Here is a 21,416-nt window from a genome sequence, read left to right as displayed (position 1 = left end):
AATCTACCCCTTGAAATACTTAGGTGGGTATGATATGATGTTATTCGTCATTGCTGAAAAGCTGTGACTGTTTGTTCCTTGAAAACTGGATATCGAAACGAAGCAAAATGCTGAATCATCCCGCTGCGATTTTCGTGAGGAAATCGTCAGCAGCCGATACGTAAGTGTCGGTACCGAATAACCAAATTGGTTAAGCTAATAAGAGCACACGGAGGATGCCTAGGCGCCAGGAGCCGATGAAGGACGTGGCGAACGACGAAATGCCTCGGGGAGCCGTAAGCAGGCTTTGATCCGGGGATGTCCGAATGGGGAAACCTGCGTATCGTAATAGATACGTACCATGCAGTGAATACATAGCTGCATTGGAGGCAGACGAGGGGAACTGAAACATCTAAGTACCCTCAGGAAAAGAAAACAAAAGTGATTCCGTCAGTAGCGGCGAGCGAAAGCGGATTAGCCCAAACCAGGGGGCTTGCCCCCTGGGGTTGTGGGACGTCAACGTGGGTTGAGCAGAGTAGGTGAAGCGGTCTGGAAAGGCCGGCCAGAGAAGGTAACAGCCCTGTAGCCGAAATTCTGCGAAAACCCTAGACGGATCCCGAGTACCGCGAGACACGTGAAACCTCGTGGGAATCCGGCAGGACCATCTGCCAAGGCTAAATACTCCCTGGCGACCGATAGTGAAGCAGTACCGTGAGGGAAAGGTGAAAAGAACCGCGGGAGCGGAGTGAAAGAGAACCTGAAACCGTGTGCTTACAAGAAGTCAGAGCTCGTTAAAGGGTGATGGCGTGCCTTTTGTAGAATGAACCGGCGAGTTACGTTTGCAAGCGAGGTTAAGGTGAGAAGCCGAAGCCGCAGCGAAAGCGAGTCTGAACAGGGCGAATGAGTTTGCAGGCGTAGACCCGAAACCGTGTGATCTACCCCTGTCCAGGGTGAAGGTGCGGTAACACGCACTGGAGGCCCGAACCCACGAATGTTGAAAAATTCGGGGATGAGGTGGGGGTAGCGGAGAAATTCCAATCGAACTCGGAGATAGCTGGTTCTCCCCGAAATAGCTTTAGGGCTAGCCTCGGGAGATGCGTCGTGGAGGTAAAGCACTGATTGGGTGCGGGGCCCGCCAAGGGTTACCAAGTCCAGTCAAACTCTGAATGCCACAGACGTTAACCCGGGAGTCAGACAGTGAGTGCTAAGATCCATTGTCAAGAGGGAAACAGCCCAGATCATCAGCTAAGGTCCCCAAGTGTGTGTTAAGTGGGAAAGGATGTGGAGTTGCGCAGACAACCAGGATGTTGGCTTAGAAGCAGCCACCATTCAAAGAGTGCGTAATAGCTCACTGGTCGAGTGACTCTGCGCCGAAAATGTAACGGGGCTAAACACACCACCGAAGCTATGGCTAGATATGAATATATCTGGGGTAGGGGAGCGTTGTAACAGCGTTGAAGGTTGATCGTGAGGACAGCTGGAGCGGTTACAAGTGAGAATGCCGGTATGAGTAACGAAAAGATCAGTGAGAATCTGATCCGCCGAAAGCCTAAGGGTTCCTGAGGAAGGTTCGTCCGCTCAGGGTAAGTCGGGACCTAAGGCGAGGCCGAAAGGCGTAGTCGAAGGACAACAGGTTGAAATTCCTGTACCACCGTGAACCGTTATGAGCAATGGGGTGACGCAGAAGGATAGTGACGCGAGCTGATGGATGCTCGTCCAAGCAGTGAGGCTGGTGTGCAGGCAAATCCGCACATCGAAAGGCTGGGCTGTGATGGGGAGGGAAAATTGGAGTACCGAAGGTCATGAGTTCAGGCTGCCAAGAAAAGCCTCTAGCCAGGGAGAAGGTGCCCGTACCGCAAACCGACACAGGTAGGCGAGCAGAGAATGCTAAGGCGCGCGGAAGAACTCTCGTTAAGGAACTCGGCAAAATGACCCCGTAACTTCGGGAGAAGGGGTGCCCCGGTAGGGTGAATAGCCCGAGGGGGCCGCAGTGAAAAGGCCCAAGCGACTGTTTAGCAAAAACACAGGTCTGTGCGAAGCCGCAAGGCGAAGTATACGGGCTGACGCCTGCCCGGTGCTGGAAGGTTAAGGGGAGCGGTTAGGGTAAGACCGAAGCTGTGAACCGAAGCCCCAGTAAACGGCGGCCGTAACTATAACGGTCCTAAGGTAGCGAAATTCCTTGTCAGGTAAATTCTGACCCGCACGAATGGCGTAACGACTTGGGCGCTGTCTCGACGAGAGATCCGGTGAAATTTTAATACCTGTGAAGATGCAGGTTACCCGCGACAAGACGGAAAGACCCCATGGAGCTTTACTGCAGCTTGATATTGGACTTTGGTACGATCTGTACAGGATAGGTGGGAGCCTGGGAAGCATGAGCGCCAGCTTGTGTGGAGGCGACGTTGGGATACCACCCTGATCGTATCGGAGTTCTAACCTGGTGCCCTAAGCGGGTATGGGGACAGTGTCAGGTGGGCAGTTTGACTGGGGCGGTCGCCTCCTAAAGCGTAACGGAGGCGCCCCAAGGTTCCCTCAGAATGGTTGGAAATCATTCGCAGAGTGCAAAGGCAAAAGGGAGCTTGACTGCGAGACAAACAGGTCGAGCAGGGACGAAAGTCGGGCTTAGTGATCCGGTGGTACCGAATGGAAGGGCCATCGCTCAACGGATAAAAGCTACCCTGGGGATAACAGGCTTATCTCCCCCAAGAGTCCACATCGACGGGGAGGTTTGGCACCTCGATGTCGGCTCATCGCATCCTGGGGCTGAAGTAGGTCCCAAGGGTTGGGCTGTTCGCCCATTAAAGCGGTACGCGAGCTGGGTTCAGAACGTCGTGAGACAGTTCGGTCCCTATCTGTCGCGGGCGCAGGAAATTTGAGAGGAGCTGTCCTTAGTACGAGAGGACCGGGATGGACGTACCGCTGGTGTACCAGTTGTCTCGCCAGAGGCACGGCTGGATAGCCAAGTACGGAAGGGATAAGCGCTGAAAGCATCTAAGCGTGAAGCCCCCCTCAAGATGAGATTTCCCAGTATGTAAGACCCCTTGTAGACGACGAGGTAGATAGGTTCGGGGTGGAAGCACGGCAACGTGTGGAGCTGACGAATACTAATCGGTCGAGGGCTTATCCAAAAAACACATGAAGATGATCAGCGGCTTGGTTTCGATCCAGTTTTCAGGGCGCAAGCCTTGAGAAATGAATACGTTTGGTGATGATGGCGGAAGGGAACCACGCGTACCCATACCGAACACGACCGTTAAGCCTTCCAGCGTCGATGGTACTTGGACCGCAGGGTCCTGGGAGAGTAGAACGTCGCCAAGCAATGAAAGAGCCTCTTCGGATTATAATCCGAAGAGGCTCTTTTTTATCTAATTTGGCATACTATTTATGAAAAACGTTGAAAATCGTCATGACTTTGTGCTTGACACCAAAATTGGGCTTTTGATAAGATTGCAATAATATCTTTCGGGATGTAAATAAGGGAGGATCTTTTTGTGTGGGAAACTAAGTTTGCAAAAGAAGGACTGACATTTGACGATGTATTGCTTGTTCCGCGTAAATCGGACGTTTTCGGTAAAGAAATTGATGTTTCAACCCAATTGACCAACCAAATCAAGCTTAACATTCCGTTTCTCAGCTCAGCAATGGATACCGTTACGGAATCTGCTTTGGCGATTGCTATAGCCCGGGAAGGCGGTATTGGTATCATTCATAAAAACATGACGATTGCCCAACAAGCGGAGGAAGTTGACCGGGTGAAGCGCTCCGAGAGTGGCGTTATTACGAATCCGTTCTCCCTTACGCCGGAGCACCATGTTTATGATGCGGAAGAATTAATGGCCAAATACCGGATCTCCGGAGTACCGATTTGTGATGAAAATAACAAATTGGTCGGCATTTTGACGAATCGTGATCTTCGTTTTGTCCATGATTACTCGATCAAAATTAAAGAAGTGATGACGAGAGAAAAACTCGTAACTGCTCCTGTAGGAACTACGCTTCAGGAGGCTGAAGTCCTTCTCCAGAAACACAAAATCGAGAAGCTGCCTTTAGTGGATGAAAACATGATTTTAAAAGGCCTTATCACCATTAAGGATATTGAAAAAGCGATTCAATTCCCGAATTCGGCTAAAGATAAGCAAGGCAGGCTGCTTGTAGGTGCAGCTGTCGGCGTATCCAAAGATGTAATGGAACGTACGGCCGCTTTGGTCGAAGCCGGTATCGATTTGATTGTTGTAGATTCCGCTCATGGGCATCACATCAATATTCTCAATACCGTGAAAAAAATTCGTGAACAATATCCGGATTTGCCGATTTGCGCAGGTAACGTCGCTACAGGAGAAGGCACAAGAGACTTGATTGAAGCCGGGGCGAGCATTGTTAAAGTGGGGATTGGACCTGGATCCATTTGTACAACGAGGGTCATCGCAGGAATCGGTGTACCGCAGATTACAGCCATTTACGATTGCGCTTCAGTTGCGAGACAATATCAAGTGCCGATTATTGCAGACGGCGGTATTAAATACTCAGGAGACGTTGTCAAAGCTATAGCGGCAGGGGCCAGCGCGGTAATGATCGGCAGTCTTTTTGCAGGCACCGAGGAAAGCCCCGGCGAATCGGAAATTTTCCAAGGCCGCCGTTTTAAAGTGTATCGTGGTATGGGCTCTCTTGGAGCGATGAAGGATGGCAGTAAGGATCGCTATTTCCAGGAGAACGAAAGCAAGCTGGTTCCGGAGGGCATTGAAGGACGGGTACCGTACAAAGGACCTCTGGCGGACACGCTTTATCAGTTGGTCGGCGGACTTCGTTCGGGTATGGGTTACTGCGGAGCGAAAAACATTGATGCGCTGATCAATGAAACAACATTCATTCGGATCACCGGTGCAGGTCTACGGGAAAGTCATCCGCACGACATTCAGATTACAAAAGAAGCGCCGAATTACTCCTTATAAAAAGAAATCAAAACCTAAAATGCGGAACGGAAGCTATGGCTTCCGTTCCTTGTTTTTGTACAGCTTCCCAGGCATGTGGTACAATAAAACAGGCTTGTCTATGCCATAAGATGAAATTCTAATACTGGGAGTGAGATGGTTGTTTCGTTATGTTAAAAAAATTTGTTCTGTCGTAGCTGTCACCCTCTTATTAAACGCGTCACTTACCCTGGTTCAGCCAACACCGGTTCAAGCTGCGGATACCCCTGTGGATTTAAAACTGAATGCCAAATCCGCTATATTGATGGAAGCGAGCACAGGCCAGATTTTATATGAATATAACGCAGATGAGGCACTACCTCCCGCAAGTATGGCTAAGATGATGACGGAATATTTAGTAATGGAGGCAATTAAGTCTGGCAAAATCGATAAAACAACGATGGTTACCACCAGTAAATACGCGTCGGAAGTGATAGGTTCGCAAATTCTGTTAGCTGAGGGAGAGCAAGCTACGGTAGATGATATGTTCTCCGCATTGTCGATTTACTCGGCAAACGATGCTGCAGTAGCGCTAGCTGAACATATAGGCGGGACAGAAGAAAATTTCGCCAAAATGATGAATGAAAAAGCAAAAGAATTCGGATTGTCGGAACAAGCTCATTTTATTAATGCGACGGGATTGGGACGGGCCGACCTTGGTAAGTATGCTCCCCAGAATTTGCAGGGGGAAACGCTCCTTTCTGCAAGAGATGCAGCTATCATCGCCTATAATATCTTAAAGGATCATAAGGAAGTACTGGAATATACGAAAATCCCGGCCAAGAAATTCCGTGAGAGAGACACGACACCTATGATTAACTGGAACTGGATGCTTTGGGACAACCGGAACACGACCAATTTTAAGCGATATGCTTATGAAGGCCTCGACGGTTTAAAAACAGGAAGCACGAATGAAGCCGGCTATTGCTTTACCGGAACAGCGGAACGTAATGGAATGAGGCTGATCAGTGTCGTGATGGGAACGGAGACGGAGCCAAGCCGGTTTGAAGAGACCCGCAAAGTGCTTGACTACGGTTTCACGAACTTTGAACTGAAACAGGTCCTGGGTGCGAAAGCTGAAATAGATTCCATGAAAACAGTGAATATTAAAAAAGGTGTGAAAACACAAGTGCCGGTCGTCACGGAAACTGCAGTTTCCATCGTTGCCAAAAAAGGCGCCGCGGCCGATCAATTTACGATTACAGCGGCACCGGCAGATGAAAGTAAGCTTATCGCCCCGATTACACAGGGTCAGGTGCTTGGGACGGTCAAGGTTTCCTATAACGGAAATGAACAAACAGCTAATTTGGTGGCAGCCGAGGATGTAGAGCAAGGAAGCTGGATCCGGCTGTTCTTCAGAGCGATCAAGGACTTTTTTGTAGATACGGTCAAAGGTGTCACAAGCTGATGAAATCCGATAAAACGGGTTGTTTATTTGCTCCTATTGATGTAAAATATTTGTTTAGTTAGTTTGTCCTATTAAGGCCGATCGTCGAAATATATCGATATGTTGTGGGAGGAATCGGAAATGGAAACTGGTACATCGCGCGTTAAAAAAGGTATGGCAGAAATGCAAAAAGGCGGCGTCATTATGGACGTCATGAGTGCAGAGCAGGCTCGCATTGCTGAAGCGGCAGGCGCCTCCGCCGTTATGGCGCTTGAAAGAGTGCCTTCCGATATTCGTGCGGCCGGAGGAGTAGCTCGTATGGCCGACCCTACGATTGTAGAAGAGGTTATGAAAGCTGTATCCATTCCTGTTATGGCTAAAGCACGGATCGGCCATTATGTTGAGGCGAAAGTGCTGGAATCGATGGGCGTAGACTATATCGATGAAAGCGAAGTGCTCACTCCGGCGGATGAAGTGTTCCATATTAATAAACATGAATTCACCGTACCGTTCGTTTGCGGTGCAAGAGATCTTGGCGAAGCGCTCCGCAGAATCGGGGAAGGCGCATCGATGATTCGTACAAAGGGTGAGCCGGGAACGGGAAATATCGTTGAAGCGGTTCGTCATATGCGGATGATTACCGGACAAATCCGGAAGATCCAGTCCTTGTCCAAGGACGAGCTGATGGCTGAAGCGAAAAACTTGGGGGCTCCTTATGAGCTGCTGCTTCAAGTACATGAAACAGGACGTCTTCCTGTTGTAAACTTTGCTGCAGGCGGTGTGGCTACACCGGCAGATGCAGCGCTGATGATGCATTTGGGTTCGGACGGCGTATTTGTCGGGTCCGGTATTTTCAAATCGGACAACCCTGAAAAATTTGCTAAAGCGATTGTTGAGGCGACTACCCACTATACAGATTACGAACTGATTGCAAATATTTCGAAAAACCTCGGTACGCCAATGAAGGGAATTGAAATTTCCAAACTGCATGTCTCCGAGCGGATGCAAGAGCGCGGTTGGTAATCCATTTTTTTCGTTCGGGAAGAAGGTAGTGTGAGATGAAAATCGGAGTTTTAGCGCTGCAGGGTGCCGTGGCTGAACATATTAAAATGATAGAAAAGGCCGGGGCGCAGGGCGTTGTCGTAAAAAAAGTGGAGCAGCTGCAAGAAATCGACGGAATCATTATTCCCGGAGGCGAAAGCACTACGATCGGGAAACTGATGAGGACTTATCATTTTGTGGATGCCCTACGTGAATTTTCACGGCAGGGCAAGCCGATTTTCGGCACCTGTGCAGGCTTAATTGTTCTTGCAAAAAGCATTGTCGGGCAGGAAGAGGCGCATCTGGAGCTGATGGATATCGAAGTGGAGCGAAACGCTTTTGGGCGGCAGCGTGAAAGCTTTGAAACCGACTTGGATATCAAAGGCATCGATAACAATGTTCGAGCTGTGTTTATTCGCGCTCCTTTGATTGTCAAGGTGGGCGACAATGTGGACGTGCTGTCTACCTATCGTGACCAGATCGTGGCCGCTAGACAAGGGCATTTGTTGGCAGCCTCGTTTCATCCGGAATTGACCGATGATGAGCGGATGCACGCTTATTTTATAGACATGGTACGTGAGACGAGGTAGGAGGGATCTCCTTGTTGGATGTAAAATTACTGCGCAGCGATATGGATAAAGTAAAACAGGCCATGAAAAATCGGGGAGGAAATAACCTCGAGGAGCTGGATCGTTTTACTAGCCTGGATCTTAAACGCAGAGAGCTTTTACAAGAAGTGGAGCAGCTGAAAAACCGCCGTAACGTGGTTTCACAGGAAGTGGCTCGGCTGAAGAAGGCTAAGGAAGATGCGAATCATCTGATTGAAGAAATGAAGGTTGTCGGAGACCGCATTAAAACATTGGATGAAGAAATTCGTGTTCTGGAGTCTGACCTCGATGCTATCGTGCTGGCTATTCCCAATATTCCTCAAGACGGGGTGCCGGTAGGTGCATCCGAGGAAGACAATGTGGAAATTCGCCGTGTGGGCGAAGTACCGAGCTTTTCGTTCGAGCCGAAGCCGCATTGGGAAGTGGCGCAGCAGCTGAATATATTGGATTTTGAGTCTGCGGCGAAGGTGACTGGCTCGCGCTTTGTGTTTTATAAAGGGCTTGGTGCTCGCCTGGAGCGGGCTTTAATGAATTTTATGATGGATTTGCATGCGGACCAGCACGGGTATCAGGAGATACTTCCGCCGTATATCGTAAACCGGGATAGTTTGACGGGAACGGGACAGCTGCCGAAATTTGCAGAAGATGTTTTTAAAATCGATGAAACAGATTATTTCTTGATTCCTACGGCTGAGGTTCCGGTGACCAACTATCATCGGGATGACATTTTATCCTTGGAGGATTTGCCTAAGTATTTTGTGGCGTTCAGCGCTTGCTTCCGTTCGGAAGCCGGTTCTGCCGGACGTGATACCCGGGGTCTGATCAGACAGCATCAATTTAACAAAATTGAACTGGTGAAGCTGACCGCACCGGAGCAATCCAATGAGGAGCTCGAGAAACTGACGATGGATGCGGAGAAGGTGCTGCAGCTGCTCAAGCTGCCTTACCGTGTGCTGTCGCTTTGTACGGGCGATTTGGGCTTCTCGTCGGCGAAAACGTACGATCTTGAGGTATGGCTTCCAAGCAGCAATACGTACCGCGAGATTTCGTCTTGCAGTAACTTTGAGGATTTCCAAGCACGCCGAGCTAACATTCGTTTCCGCCGCGATACCAAGGCGAAACCCGAATTCGTGCATACGCTCAACGGATCAGGGTTGGCTATTGGCCGAACCGTCGCCGCCATTCTGGAGAACTACCAGCAGGAAGACGGCAGCGTTTTGATTCCGGAAGTGCTTCAGCCGTATATGGGGAATGTAACGAAAATCAGTAAAAATTAGAGCTTGATCATGCTTTAGTTTTTGTGATACAATGCTTGTTGTCACCCGGAGAGGTGGTCGAGTGGTTTAAGGCAGCGGTCTTGAAAACCGCCGTGGTCGTGAGGCCACCGTGGGTTCGAATCCCACCCTCTCCGCCATTTATAATAATAAATGGTCCATAAAACAAAAAAACAGCGACCTGATAAGGGTCGTTTTTTTTGACAGATAAGAAAGCAGCGGGTGGAACCCCACACCCCTTCCTTCCTTATCCAACATGGGTTTGCACGATAAAGGACCTCGCCGGAGGCGAGGTTTTTCTTATTGTGTAACGGAACCTATGGCTTTTTTTACTTAGGTGCGCTTGGTATAAGGAGGATGGCATCTCCGCATGTTAGTAATGTGGAGGTGTTACTCATGAGCAAAAAGGATAGCCTGCAAGTGGACCAACAGCAACTGGCCGAGGCATGGGCGAGAACGCTGCCTACCGTGCTGAATACCTCGGACAGAGCAGAAGTCCAGGCTGATGAGGCGGAAGCGAATGTGCTGCGCGTTCATATTGCTACGGCGGGTCGGAATAACTACGGCTTTGATTTCAAATGTACTTATGTCGATTCCAGAGAAGTGAAGGTCGACCTTGTTGATGTGGAACGAGACGGGGACAATGTCGATGAGCGAACGGACGTCATTCAGACGTTAGTTGATGATTATGTAAGGCATATCCATGAGTGTGCACAACAGCTTCATTCTTTTACGCACAGCTAAACGGAGGCAACGGCCAACATGACAAAAAATAAAAGCAGCGTAGATAAAAATCTGCAAAATGTCGTTAAAGATTTGGACAAAACGGTGGTTACCGGCCATCAGGCACAGCAGGTGCAGCAGCAAACCAACGATCACCGGCATCAGGATGCGTTAAATCATGATGAAACACCTCATACATCGATGCTGATGGATAAAGAGTAACCCAGCGAAGGGAGACGGGAATCACATGCCTAAAAATATTCCTCAACCGGTAAACCCGCCGAGCGGCCGTCAAAACCAAGACGAGCACCGCCACCCGAATGAACCGTTATCCGGCTCGAAGAAAGTGAAAAATCAAAATCACAGCCGCCATAATAACGGCGAAGGTTAACAATAATCAACAGCCTCTTACCTTGAACTAAGACCCGGTTTGTGGACAGTTTATATCAAATAGCCATCGATTTAGCTAGCCAGTAATGACCTCTGAATTCGTCGGGGGTCATCTTTTTTAATGTCCACTGTTTCATGTGATCGAAGAACAATTCCATGGAGACGTCGCCCCAGTAATCTCTTCTGTGTGAATATCGAAGTTTAATATTGAGTAAGCTGATTTTACTAATTCGTTGCAATAATTAAGTTATAGATGATCTTGGAAAGGGGCCGGGTATTTTAAAATATAGTCTAATAGATGGAACGCAAACCTCCGATAAATTATTTACAGGAGCAATTTTAGTACAATTATCAAAACGGAGTACGAACGTTAGCGAATGGGGGAGGAATCAAAACGAGGTAAATTTTTCGTTGGAATTTACTACTGAACTACATAATCAAATAATACCGTGGAGGTATCGGTATATGTTAAAGGACAAATTAAAGGGTTTTACCGCGGGAATCATTGTAAGTGCGCTATTTGCGGGAACAGCTGCATATGCAGCAAGCGGGAGCACCATGCTTGAAGTTTTTTACGAGGTGAAAGATATTAAAATTAATAATGTTTCTAAAATGCCTGCCGAGGATAAGCCGTTTATTTATAATGGATCCACCTATGTCCCGCTTCGATTTGTTGCCGAAAATCTCGGACAAAAAGTAGGGTGGGATGGTGAAACCGGAACGGTGTTCATTGGAGAAACAAACGAACCGAATGAAGAATTTCTTGGAGAACGAGTCCAACCAATGAATACGCAAAAAATTAGTAACTGGAATGGTATCTCGTTAATTAATCACGGCAAAAAGATTCAGGATAATTTATCGAATGAGTATGAGAACTACGTTGCTTTTTATGCCGCTTGGACATTGGATACAGGGGAGTCCATGTATCAAGAATATCCGTTAAATGGCCAGTATACTTCTTTCAAAGCCAAAGCGGGTATATTGAAGGAGAATCAAGACTCGCCGAACATTGTCACTTTCGTTATAGAAGGTGACGGAAAAGAGCTTTATTCCCATGATTTTGGCCCTGGGGAATTCCCGCAGGACGTGTCCGTTAGCGTAAAAGGTGTGAATAAACTCACGTTAAAACTAACAAAGAAAGAACATCTACGGGACGTAGGTAATGGGTTTGGGTTATTTAACCCGACGCTTACCTTGAAATAAGCTGAAATATCAAGGAATCCCGATTAGCATGGGGCTGCCGGCACGATCGGCAGTCCCTGTTTTGCGTCGGAAAGCAAATCCGGTTTGTTTATCGGTCCAGATTAAAAATCAAGGGATCCCTTTGTTCACAATCGAAACCCTAATTATTATTCTCCAGCTCTACTTTGTTGAAGCAATCTTTCATCATTTCGTAAGCCATGGCTTCATCATCGGTATATCCGTATATGAAAGCACCGCCGGTTACCGCATCAATCACTTCATCAAATTGAGTACAGATGGAAATGGAAAACTCGTCATAAATGATGTAAAACAAGTGATCTGCGGACATGATTCTTTTCCACCTCGATTATGAAATTGATTCCTCATTTTACCATGATCCCATCGAAATGAGAACCGAGTTTAGAGGGTTCTCTTTGATTTTTCATGATGGTGAGACAGAAAGGGACTAGGCTGCCCCGTATGGAAAATCGTAAGCTTGTGCATAGCCCGGGTGCAGGCGGTATACAGCAGCTTTCGCTCAACTTCCCGATAGTAATGTTCGGCTGAGGCGTTATAAATAAGCACAGCGTCAAATTCGAGTCCTTTGGCCAAATAAACGGGAATGAGTACTACGCCGGCGTGAAACAATCGGGTCTCTTTAGTAATCCATTGAAGCTGAGGCAATTGGCTTGAGAGCTTATCGTACGCATCGCGGGTTTCCCGGGCTGTTTTGCATATGATGGCGATCGTGCCGATTCCAGACGTTTGGAGCCTCTTCACTTCCCCAAGCAAGACGTCCGTCAGCATGGCATGATCAGACACGGCTATCAGTTTGGGAGGCTCCCCGCTGCGGCTGAACGGCTCTACAGGCTCCCCGAAAGGCAAAATCGCCTTGGTGAATTCGGCGATTTCTTTGGTTGACCGGTAGCTTCGAACCAGTCGTATGAACTCCACTTGTTCCGGACCATATAAATCGTAAATTACTTCGTAGCCGGCCATGCCATGATCGGCTTCTGCTGTATGATGCGCAGAAATGGCCTGATTGAAATCACCCAGCAGCGTCATTTTGGCCCAGGGGAACAAGCGGTTCAGGAATACCAGTTGAAAGGGCGAGTAGTCCTGTGCCTCATCGATAATGACATGACGGACCGTATTATACGATGGAAAGCCCTCGATTAATCCGGTCAAGTACAGAAACGGAGTCGCATCTTCGTAAGTCAGCCGGCCGCGGTCCATTTGCTCAAGGGTCAGCCGACCGATTTCCTCCCATTCCGGAGGGAGCTCAAGTTCTTTGTCCCCGGCGGTTAGGGCAAACCGGGAGACATCGGATATCAGCTGTCTGTATAGTGCCGCAGCCGAAATAAATCGCAGCTGTTTGATCTTCTCCCGGAGCGGCTTAAATTTTTCGTGTACAACGTATTTACTGAGCAGCAGCGCTTCCTGCTTCGCGTCATCAAATGCTGTCTCCCGGTCGCCTTTTTGCTTCCGAAGCGCGTTGTAAGCTTGCTGATAGACTTCCTTATCCAGCAGCTCGATTTCCTCTTTCACCCACGGCTTCATTCTTTCCTCTTTGGCCAGCCGTTTAAGCTCTTTCAGAAGCCATTCCTTCACTAAGTGTATTTTGATGCTCAGCTTTATAGACCCGTCCAGGCTATAAAAATAGTTTGCCATTTGCTGCTTGCCGATCAGTACCCTTCCTCGAAAGACCAGGTCATTAAACCGCATGCCTTGGGACTCCAACCCCCGGGCATATTTCTCTATGATGTCGACAAAGGCTTTGGATGATTTAAAGCGGATGCTGCTCCTGCGTATTTCATCTCCAGGATCACCATAGGTATGAAGCATCGCTTCCATTTGCTCGTACGCATCTTCCACTTGAAATTGCGAGCCAAGGCGCAGCTGCAGATAGTCCTGATAGGTCGTTTGCTGCATATTGGCTTCGCCAAGCTCAGGAAGGACGCTTGAGATATAGCTGTTAAACAGGGCGTTAGGACTGAACAGCACCATATTATCGCTGTTAAGCGTTTGGCGATGCTTGTAGAGGAGATAGGCGACCCGTTGCAAAGCGACGGATGTTTTCCCGCTGCCTGCCGCTCCTTGAACGATCAGTACCCTGTGGCGGTCATCCCGGATGATCTGATTCTGCTCTTTCTGTATCGTGGCCACAATGGATTTCATATGGTCATCGGTACGCTGCCCGAGAATGTGCTGAAGCACTTCGTCGCCGATGGTTATTCCTGTATTGAACATCGCTTTGATTTCGCCGCCGCGAATCATGAATTGGCGTTTTAAATCCAAGGTGCCGGAAATCGTCCCCATAGGCGTCTCGTAATTGGCCGGGCCCGGCGAATAATCGTAAAACAAGCTCGAAACGGGCGCACGCCAATCGTAAACCCAGTATGTCTGTGTCTGCTCATCCAGAACTGAAGCGATTCCGATGTATATTTTCTCAGTACCGGAAGAGCCTTTTTCCGTAAAATCGATCCTGCCAAAATACGGTGAGTTGTACATTCTCAGCAATCGGTATCGCGTATTTTCGGCATGCTGCAGGCTTCGTTCTTGACCGGCGAGCATCATGGACTGCTGCGTAATGCTGGTGTAAGTTTCCATGATGTCGTCGGGATTCGCTAGATTGACCGTAATGTCGTCCCAGAAATCTTTGCGTGCTTCGGTTACCGTCGATTTTCGCTGTTCGGATAATTCCTCCGAGCGCTCGATCAGCTTTCGCACTTCATTCAGCACAAGCTTCAGCCTATGCTGCTCTTCCCACCAAGCGGCATCCTGTGTCAAGGAAGGTCAGCCTCCTTCTTCTATAATATGAAATCTTGTTCGGACATCTTACCACAGGGGAACTTTTACGAGCAATTGCGTACAATAGATCTAAGTGATATGATATTTGGAAATTCAGGAGGTTCGTTATGATTATCATCAAAACACCGGAAGAAATTCAACTGATGCGCAAAGCCGGTGAGATTCTCGCCAAGTGTCATCAGGAAATTGCCAAGATGATCAAGCCGGGGCTTACCACAATGGTTATCAATGATTTTGCTGAACGGTTTATTCAAGAGCAGGGGGCTGAACAAGTAGTCAAAGGGTTTAAAGGTTACCCGTTTGCTACTTGTACTTCTGTTAACGACGTGATCGCCCATGGATTTCCGAACGAAGAACCGCTGCAAAATGGAGATATCGTCAAAGTAGACATTGTATGCCGGTACAATGGGTGGTGTGCGGATTCCTGCCGTACATATCCTGTCGGAACGATCTCTCCAGAGGCGGAGCGTCTGATCCAAGTGACCAAGGAGTGCCTGTTGCTGGGCATCGAGAAGGCCGTAGCGGGAAACCGGATGGGCGATGTCATGCATGTCGTGCAGAAACATGCAGAAGGAGCCGGCTTCTCTGTGGTACGCGATCTGGTCGGGCACGGAATCGGGCGAAGCATGCACGAGGAGCCGACATTTCCTCATGTAGGCAAGCCGGGCCGCGGCGTTCGTCTTCAGGAAGGTATGGTTTTTACCATTGAGCCGATGATCAATGCGGGCAAGCACGAAATGTTTATCGAATTGGACGGCTGGACCGCCCGAACTTACGACGGCAGCCTGTCGGCTCAGTTTGAGCATACCGTTGCCATCACCAAAGACGGACCGCTGGTGATCACCGATGGCATATTTTGATCAGCGGTCTTCAAAAAGAAAAAGCACCGTCCGTACGACTACGGACGGTTGCCTTATTTAAGGTCGGTCTCCGTTCCTGGCAGAGGGACTCGGTATGGGCTCCCCGGCCTTCCCGGCGGACAAGCCTTCCTCGCCGGTGGCGTCTTCCTTCACGTCATTGATGTCTTCGTTGTTATAAATATATATTTCTTCGGTTGGATCAATATGTTTTTCCATAAAAAATCACCTCTTCGCTATTGTGGCGGCAGGGGTGATATTTTATGCGCGAAAATAATGAAAGACCTGTGAATCAGGCCTTGTGTGCTTTCAAAGGGTATGTATGGCGTCCCCGAGAGGACTCGAACCACTATCTGTCCTTTAGGAGAGGACTGCTCTATCCTGTTGAGCTACGGGGACATAAAACCATAGTTATTATATCATACGAAGGGCCGGGAAGAAAGTCCGTAAAAATATTTGAAAAAGATGCAGTGATGTCGTCGGCCATCGGCGTCTATTATCCAGAGAGGAGGGGGAGACGATTACGGAAGAAGCATGGATTGCACGAATCATAGATGGCGACCGGGAAGCGTTTCGTGAGCTGGTGGATCAGTACGGGAACCATTTGTTCAAGGCGGTATATTCTGTGCTCCGGTCGACAAAGGACGCCGAGGATGTGACTCAGGAAGCGCTGCTGAAGATATACGCGTCTCTCCCCCAATACCGGTTTCAAGGTTTGAAAACCTGGATGACACGTATAGCCGTCCACAAAGCGATTGATTTCAAACGGGCTAAAGACCGAAAGAAAGAAGAGCTGACGGATGAGTGGGAGGGACTGGGCGCGCGGCCCATGCTGAGGGAACGTCCGGTAGAGGATACGGTAATTAACCGGGAACGTAGCGATCAGATTCGCCATTATCTCGACCAGCTTCCCGAAAGTTACCGTGACGTCGTAGTTGCATTCTACATTGAAGAGAAGAGCTATCAACAAATCGCCGAAGAGCAGCAGATGGCGCTGAAAACAGTGGAATCAAAGCTGTACCGGGCCAAACAGTACATGCGAAAGGTATGGAAGGAGGAGGAATGGGAATGAATCATAGGAGAATGGAAACCTGGCTTCAATATGTGAAAGATGAGCTGACGAATGAAGAGAGGGCAATCTGTGAATCGCATCTGGACAGCTGCGATGCATGTTTTGAGCTGTATATGCAGTGTTTGGAACAGGCTGGCGATGTTCTGCCGCAGCTTGAGGACCAGGAAGCTTTCTCCGCTGCGGTGATGATGCGTCTGGAACAAGAAATGCCTTACACGAGGCCGGTAGAGATGGTGCCGGAGCAAACCAAACGTAAATTACGCATACCGTGGATTCAACATCCATTCTTTCATTATACGGTAGCTGCAGCCATTACGATGATTCTTATGAGCACCGGTGTCTTCCAGACCCTTACGCAGCACATTTCCCGGTTTGACACAGCCTCAGAGAAAAGAACAGCGGAAACACGGATTCTGCACGTTTCCGTTTCCGAGAAGCTCATGAACAAAACAATCGGCATGCTCGATTCCATTCAACCGAGATATGAAAGAGGGGATACCCATGAATCCAAATAAAAACCCGATGGTTGCTTTTATACTATCGTTCATTCCTGGACTCGGCCACTTGTACTTGGGCCGGCTGATTAAAGCGCTGCTGTATGGCGGCGGATTTTTCGGCTCGCTGCTGCTGTTGGTCGTGATGGTTGCGGTACGTATTCACCGTCTGTTCGGGTACAATGAAATTCCGTACTTTTTTATGCTGTTTGTGGCGTTTGTCATTTGGGCGGTCAATATGATTGATATGATTCGTACGCTGCTGGGCAGGCCGCAGCCGCCGCTGCCGGAAAGCTGGGGAGGGGGAGGATCAGACCCGCATGGCAGTACGCAGACAGGGAATACCTCCTCCGTGTGGGGACCGTCACCGGCATCAGCTTCGCAGGCAGACGACCGTTTTGTTACCATGCTGCTGTCGTTCGTTCCCGGACTCGGCCACTTTCAGCTTGGGTTGATGCAGCGGGGGTTGGCGTTCCTGCTGACGTTCTTCGGGCTTACGATCATGATTATCTTCGTAACGGCGCTGACGAATAGAGGGGAGTTTATGGTCTTTCTGGGCGTGCTGCCGATCATCTGGCTCTACTGCATGTTTGACTGTGTACAGCACCTAAACCGCAAACAGCGGGGAGAGGAACTGATCGACCGTTCCATATTCGAAGATTATCAGGAAATGAGGGAAGCCGGAAAAAAGAACAAAACGCTTGGCATGCTGCTTTCCATCTTCCCTGGAGCGGGACATATGTATCTCGGTCTGCAAAAGCGCGGTTTGCAGCTCATGGCGGCTTTCCTGTTCAGCATCTACATCATAGACGTGCTTCGGCTGTCGCTGTTTCTGTTTCTGATTCCGATTCTATGGTTTTTCAGCTTCTTCGATGCACTGCAGTATATTTCAAGGTACGGGCGAGAGGAGATCAGAGATGTGCCTGTCGTGGATTGGCTGATCAACCATCAGAGGTGGGTCGGCATCGGATTGCTCGCTTTGGGCTTGTATTATTTGGTCGATAACGTCATGATGAACGGATTGGAACGATGGGTCGACGAGCAATTGAGCAGAGAAATTATGTATTGGTACCACCAATACTTCCATACGTTCATTGTATGCGTACTGCTGATCGGCGGCGGGCTTCGGCTCTTGTTCGGCAGCAAGCGGGAAAAGGGGGAAAAGACCTCGTGAGAACGTGGCGTGTAGGAACCTTATCCATGGGCTTGTCGCTTATTTTCCTGGGTGTGACCTTGTTTTTATCTCAACTGCAGGGCTTGAACGCTTTCGATACGTTCTTTGCCTGGTGGCCGATCCTGTTCGTGCTGCTGGGGCTTGAAATCCTTGTCTATCTGATATGGATGCGGAAGGAAAACAGCATGGTTCGATATGATTTGATGAGTGTGTTTTTCGTGGGTCTGCTGTTTATCAGCTCTTTTGGACTAACCTTTTTGACCAGCATCGGCGTTCTCGGGGAGGTCAGGCGGATGGTGGGTACAGTTGAACGGACCGTAGACCTTCCGGAGATGCGGGAAGCGGTAGATGAGAGGGTGAAGCGGATTATTGTGCAGACAAACGGTCCACAGGTCAAAGTCGATCAAACCGCGGAGCGGGCTGTCCATTTGTTCGGCAGTTACAGGGAAAGAACACAGGAGGACCAATTCCCGGAGGTTTCCGAAAAGAACGTGTATACCGTTCGTACCATCGGGGATACGATGTATGTTCAGGTTAAGCAGCCGCCGATTCGTCAAGGCTTTGACTCTTACTATCCTTACATGAATGTAACAGTGGTGCTGCCTCAGGATATACCGGCAGAACTGCGGGAACAGGGATAACCACCAGCCGGTGAAGATGTGACAACAGCAAAAAATCCCTGCAGGATCTTCCTGCAGGGTTATGAAGTCAAATATACCTGGAACAAGCTGATGCCGGTTGGGTTAACCTGCATCAGCCTGTTTTGCTTATCATCAAAAAAAGCCTTGAAAATCAAGGCTTTTTCTTCTTAAAAGAGAAAATCGAGACGACAGGATTTGAACCTGCGACCTCTTGGTCCCGAACCAAGCGCTCTACCAAGCTGAGCCACGTCTCGATGTTTTTGCAAAGCACTTAAAGGCTCTATTATTTTATCATGGGCAAGAAAAAAAGTAAAGAGAGTCGTATGCTCTGCCGGTACGCAGCGCTGAGAATGTTCTGCGTGAATCGTATTCGGCCGCGTCCGGCATAAGCGATTTCATATTCAAGCGGTTTTCCCACTACGCCTTTCCCCGTAATTTGCGGAAGAATTGGGTCAGCATGACCGCGCACTCTTCTTGAAGCACACCGCTGATAACGTCCACACGATGATTAAACCGATCCTCTTGAAGCAGGTTCATCAGTGTTCCGGCACATCCGGCTTTCGGATCGGGAGTGCCATAAATAACCTGAGGGATGCGGGATTGTACGATGGCACCGGCACACATAGGACATGGCTCGAGCGTAACATAAAGTCTGCAATCCAATAGACGCCAGGCATCCAAATGCCGGCTGGCCTGTTTGATCGCGATCAATTCGGCATGGGCGAGCGGATCCCGTGTCGTTTCGCGGACATTGTGGCCGCGGCCGATAATTTCATTACCGCGTACGATGACTGCGCCGATGGGGACCTCTAAAATCGACTCCGCTTTGCGGGCTTCATCGATGGCGGCTCTCATATAAGGCAGATGTTCCTCCCATAAAGACAATACGTACACCTCATTTAGCTTTGTGACCACAAGTTCGAACAAACATTCGTTGTTAACACACTGTGGATAACATTGTGGATAAGTCATTTGGTTTGTCTATTCCATTGTAGAAAAATCGTGCCTTCAGAGCAAGTTCATTTCCCGGCAATCCAGTTATTCACAGGATATCGAATATGTGAATAATCGATATTGAGCGAGCAGTGAGAAGAGATAAAGATGAAAAATCAGTTGAACGGCTTTCAAGCAAGCGATATAATGAAGTAACATATGAAATGGGTAAATTTACCTAATATTCGAGTTGGAATATAGTTATAAGGTCTTAGTTTTCGGCGTGGTAGTCACGATCCGCTAAAAAATAAGCGGGTTTCATTTGGTGTGAAAGGTGGTTTGCTTTCAATGAGTTCGCCTTCGCAAGGCAAATCGTTCGAGGTAGAAAGGATCAAGAATAGAAGCCAAAACGGTATTTTGCTGCAAAGCCGGATTATGGTAGAGAAAAAGGATTTTGTCTCCACGGGTATCCTTACTTATGCGGAAGGAGATATTATCGAGATCGAAATCTCGGAATATAAGGCATTCGAACTCGGGGATAAGGTCAAGCTGACGGTTTATTCTCCGGGTGGTGTATATGTGTTTGAGTCTACGGTTGTCGCCAAGGATCATGGTGCGCTCATGGTCATCAATCCTCCCAGTAATCAGAGCCGTTTCGCGGAAAAACGCGAGCATCCCCGGGTGAAGGTAAATCAAAGCGGAGTGATCGTTTCCATCAAGGAAACGAAGGGGATCGAGCGGCTGCTGCAAAATAAAGTTGAACTCACGGTTCATAATTTAAGTATCAGCGGATTAGGCTTTACGGTACTGGAAAACATCGGTCTGGACACGAATTCGACGGTTAACGTGGCTCTCGATTTAGGCTTTACCTTGCAATGTGCTGCAGAAATCATAAGATCGGAAACGACCCCTGAAGGCTATTATTACGGGGCGAGATACGTGGATCTGACGCCGGACAAAGCGAATTCCCTGCGGGCATTTATATTAAAAATGCAAGTAGAATCACACTATACGCTGAAAAAAGAAGAGATGCAGAATCGTAATTTCAAATAACTCGGGCAAGTGCCGCGGATCAAGCGCGCCTTTTAGCATAAGTTGATTCAAGCAATCATGCTTAAAGGTGGTGAGCAAACGTGCCGTTTCAAATGAAGTATGAGATTATTCCGCGCTATTTGCCTGGCCCAAGCAAACGGCGGCCGATGCTGCCGCTTGCTCGGTGCCGTTTTATGGTTGCGCATGACACGGGCAATCCGGGGGCGACGGCCTCAGCTAACGTCTCGTATTTTCAACGAACGAGCAACGATATGTCATCCTCGGCTCATATTTTTGTTGATGATAACGAAATCCTGGAGTGCATTCCCTTTTTGACCGGGCCTGCGGAGAAAGCATATCATGTCGTTTATAATGTTACAACGGACAATGCCAGATATGGAGCCGATGCGAACGATGCGGCGGGGGCGGTGGAGCTGTGCCACGGAGGGCGTATCCGTCTGACGGAATCGTATAAGCGTTATGTATGGGTGATGGCTTATGCCTGCTACCGTTACGGTCTAAATCCATCTACCGATATTGCAGGCCATTATATGCTGGATCCGGCGCGCCGCAGCGACCCGCAGCAGCCGCTTCGGCAGCTCGGCAAAACGTTTTCCGATTTCGTGAGGGATGTAGAAGAAGAGTACCGGGCAAGCGTCATACCGGAGCCGCAGATACTCATCTCTGCGGAGGATGCAAACAAGATGATCCGCTTTTTGTCGGCATCCTACTTTGCTGTAAATGATGCATCGGCTCAAGCGGAGTTTCATCGTCTGGCCAATGAGCTGCGCAGGATTTCGGGGCAGCCGGCACAATAAAGGAAGGATCCAAACCGGTCTGGCGGGAAGCGG

20 protein-coding genes, 3 tRNA genes and 2 rRNA genes are annotated in these 21,416 nt (G+C 48.8%); 19 read left to right on the top strand and 6 right to left on the bottom strand.

Annotated elements, in window-relative coordinates:
* The first annotated feature begins 188 nt into the window (after window positions 1–188).
* The 12 genes from IJ22_RS20905 to IJ22_RS20850 all read left to right on the top strand — a co-directional run bounded on the left by IJ22_RS20905 (window position 189) and on the right by IJ22_RS20850 (window position 11,572).
* Window positions 189–3,107: ribosomal RNA gene (locus IJ22_RS20905) — 23S ribosomal RNA — on the top strand.
* Between the two features lie 73 nt (window positions 3,108–3,180).
* A 5S ribosomal RNA gene (gene rrf / locus IJ22_RS20900) occupies window positions 3,181–3,297 on the top strand.
* Window positions 3,298–3,470: 173 nt separating this feature from the next.
* Window positions 3,471–4,928, top strand: coding sequence for an IMP dehydrogenase (gene guaB, locus IJ22_RS20895; RefSeq protein ID WP_062410189.1), 1,458 nt, complete (start codon window positions 3,471–3,473; stop codon window positions 4,926–4,928).
* 130 nt (window positions 4,929–5,058) lie between these two features.
* Window positions 5,059–6,354 (top strand): D-alanyl-D-alanine carboxypeptidase family protein, encoded by a 1,296-nt coding sequence (locus tag IJ22_RS20890; protein ID WP_235594187.1) that lies wholly within the window; start codon window positions 5,059–5,061, stop codon window positions 6,352–6,354.
* A gap of 120 nt (window positions 6,355–6,474) precedes the next feature.
* A complete protein-coding gene (pdxS, locus tag IJ22_RS20885) occupies window positions 6,475–7,356 on the top strand; it encodes a pyridoxal 5'-phosphate synthase lyase subunit PdxS (protein WP_062410187.1) in 882 nt (293 codons plus the stop codon).
* 35 nt (window positions 7,357–7,391) lie between these two features.
* Window positions 7,392–7,964, top strand: coding sequence for a pyridoxal 5'-phosphate synthase glutaminase subunit PdxT (gene pdxT, locus IJ22_RS20880; protein WP_062410186.1), 573 nt, complete (start codon window positions 7,392–7,394; stop codon window positions 7,962–7,964).
* Window positions 7,965–7,975: 11 nt separating this feature from the next.
* Complete coding sequence (serS, locus tag IJ22_RS20875) at window positions 7,976–9,259, top strand: serine--tRNA ligase (protein ID WP_054819849.1); 1,284 nt, start codon at window positions 7,976–7,978, stop codon at window positions 9,257–9,259.
* Window positions 9,260–9,306: 47 nt separating this feature from the next.
* Window positions 9,307–9,396, top strand: a tRNA-Ser gene (locus IJ22_RS20870).
* Between the two features lie 256 nt (window positions 9,397–9,652).
* A complete protein-coding gene (locus IJ22_RS20865; RefSeq protein ID WP_054819850.1) occupies window positions 9,653–10,000 on the top strand; it encodes a hypothetical protein in 348 nt (115 codons plus the stop codon).
* An 18-nt stretch (window positions 10,001–10,018) separates the two neighbouring features.
* Window positions 10,019–10,201, top strand: a complete 183-nt coding sequence (locus tag IJ22_RS20860; RefSeq protein WP_054819851.1) for a hypothetical protein — start codon at window positions 10,019–10,021, stop codon at window positions 10,199–10,201.
* Between the two features lie 25 nt (window positions 10,202–10,226).
* Window positions 10,227–10,370, top strand: coding sequence for a small acid-soluble spore protein P (locus tag IJ22_RS20855; RefSeq protein WP_054819852.1), 144 nt, complete (start codon window positions 10,227–10,229; stop codon window positions 10,368–10,370).
* A 464-nt stretch (window positions 10,371–10,834) separates the two neighbouring features.
* The gene (locus tag IJ22_RS20850) at window positions 10,835–11,572 is read left to right on the top strand and encodes a stalk domain-containing protein (RefSeq protein WP_062410185.1); all 738 of its coding nucleotides are present in this window, start codon (window positions 10,835–10,837) and stop codon (window positions 11,570–11,572) included.
* A 139-nt stretch (window positions 11,573–11,711) separates the two neighbouring features.
* Here the strand turns inward: IJ22_RS20850 and IJ22_RS20845 are convergent, their stop codons facing one another.
* Together IJ22_RS20845 and helD are read right to left on the bottom strand one after the other, a co-directional pair.
* Window positions 11,712–11,900 carry a hypothetical protein gene (locus tag IJ22_RS20845; protein ID WP_054819855.1) on the bottom strand — a complete coding sequence of 63 codons (189 nt, stop codon included), beginning with the start codon at window positions 11,898–11,900 and terminating at the stop codon, window positions 11,712–11,714.
* Between the two features lie 71 nt (window positions 11,901–11,971).
* Window positions 11,972–14,341: an RNA polymerase recycling motor HelD gene (helD, locus tag IJ22_RS20840; RefSeq protein WP_062410184.1), complete on the bottom strand. Its 2,370-nt coding sequence runs from the start codon at window positions 14,339–14,341 to the stop codon at window positions 11,972–11,974.
* A 128-nt stretch (window positions 14,342–14,469) separates the two neighbouring features.
* Here helD and map point away from each other — a divergent pair, with 128 nt between their 5' ends.
* A complete protein-coding gene (map, locus tag IJ22_RS20835; protein WP_062410183.1) occupies window positions 14,470–15,222 on the top strand; it encodes a type I methionyl aminopeptidase in 753 nt (250 codons plus the stop codon).
* A 57-nt stretch (window positions 15,223–15,279) separates the two neighbouring features.
* On the opposite strand, the gene IJ22_RS26395 is transcribed toward map, so the two are convergent.
* On the bottom strand, window positions 15,280–15,438 hold the full coding sequence (locus IJ22_RS26395) for a hypothetical protein (RefSeq protein ID WP_160327400.1): 159 nt from the start codon (window positions 15,436–15,438) through the stop codon (window positions 15,280–15,282).
* Between the two features lie 104 nt (window positions 15,439–15,542).
* Window positions 15,543–15,618 (bottom strand) — tRNA-Arg (locus IJ22_RS20830).
* 121 nt (window positions 15,619–15,739) lie between these two features.
* Here IJ22_RS20830 and IJ22_RS20825 point away from each other — a divergent pair.
* From IJ22_RS20825 to IJ22_RS20810, 4 genes are read left to right on the top strand one after another with little or no spacing between them, the layout of a single operon-like run.
* Window positions 15,740–16,291, top strand: coding sequence for an RNA polymerase sigma factor (locus IJ22_RS20825; protein ID WP_418007126.1), 552 nt, complete (start codon window positions 15,740–15,742; stop codon window positions 16,289–16,291).
* Entirely contained in the window at window positions 16,288–16,806 is a 519-nt protein-coding gene (locus tag IJ22_RS20820; RefSeq protein ID WP_054819856.1) for an anti-sigma factor family protein, read from the top strand. The genes IJ22_RS20825 and IJ22_RS20820 overlap by 4 nt, the downstream gene beginning before the upstream one ends.
* Entirely contained in the window at window positions 16,793–17,959 is a 1,167-nt protein-coding gene (locus IJ22_RS20815) for a hypothetical protein (protein ID WP_062410181.1), read from the top strand. Before IJ22_RS20820 ends, IJ22_RS20815 begins: the two co-directional genes overlap by 14 nt.
* The gene (locus tag IJ22_RS20810; RefSeq protein WP_054819857.1) at window positions 17,956–18,600 is read left to right on the top strand and encodes a LiaF transmembrane domain-containing protein; all 645 of its coding nucleotides are present in this window, start codon (window positions 17,956–17,958) and stop codon (window positions 18,598–18,600) included. The genes IJ22_RS20815 and IJ22_RS20810 overlap by 4 nt, the downstream gene beginning before the upstream one ends.
* 180 nt (window positions 18,601–18,780) lie before the next feature.
* Here the strand turns inward: IJ22_RS20810 and IJ22_RS20805 are convergent.
* Window positions 18,781–18,854 (bottom strand) — tRNA-Pro (locus tag IJ22_RS20805).
* 163 nt (window positions 18,855–19,017) lie between these two features.
* Window positions 19,018–19,485, bottom strand: a complete 468-nt coding sequence (tadA, locus tag IJ22_RS20800; RefSeq protein ID WP_256380571.1) for a tRNA adenosine(34) deaminase TadA — start codon at window positions 19,483–19,485, stop codon at window positions 19,018–19,020.
* Between the two features lie 396 nt (window positions 19,486–19,881).
* Between tadA and IJ22_RS20795 the strand changes: the two genes are divergently transcribed.
* Both IJ22_RS20795 and IJ22_RS20790 read left to right on the top strand, forming a co-directional pair.
* A complete protein-coding gene (locus tag IJ22_RS20795; RefSeq protein WP_054819858.1) occupies window positions 19,882–20,586 on the top strand; it encodes a flagellar brake protein in 705 nt (234 codons plus the stop codon).
* A gap of 80 nt (window positions 20,587–20,666) precedes the next feature.
* Window positions 20,667–21,383, top strand: a complete 717-nt coding sequence (locus tag IJ22_RS20790) for a peptidoglycan recognition protein family protein (RefSeq protein WP_062410180.1) — start codon at window positions 20,667–20,669, stop codon at window positions 21,381–21,383.
* The last annotated feature ends 33 nt before the right edge of the window (window positions 21,384–21,416 follow it).

Source organism: Paenibacillus naphthalenovorans, assembly GCF_001465255.1.
Taxonomy (GTDB): domain Bacteria; phylum Bacillota; class Bacilli; order Paenibacillales; family NBRC-103111; genus Paenibacillus_G; species Paenibacillus_G naphthalenovorans.
The sequence above is the reverse complement of the archived record's forward strand: the minus strand, read 5'-3'. Positions and strand labels throughout refer to the sequence as shown.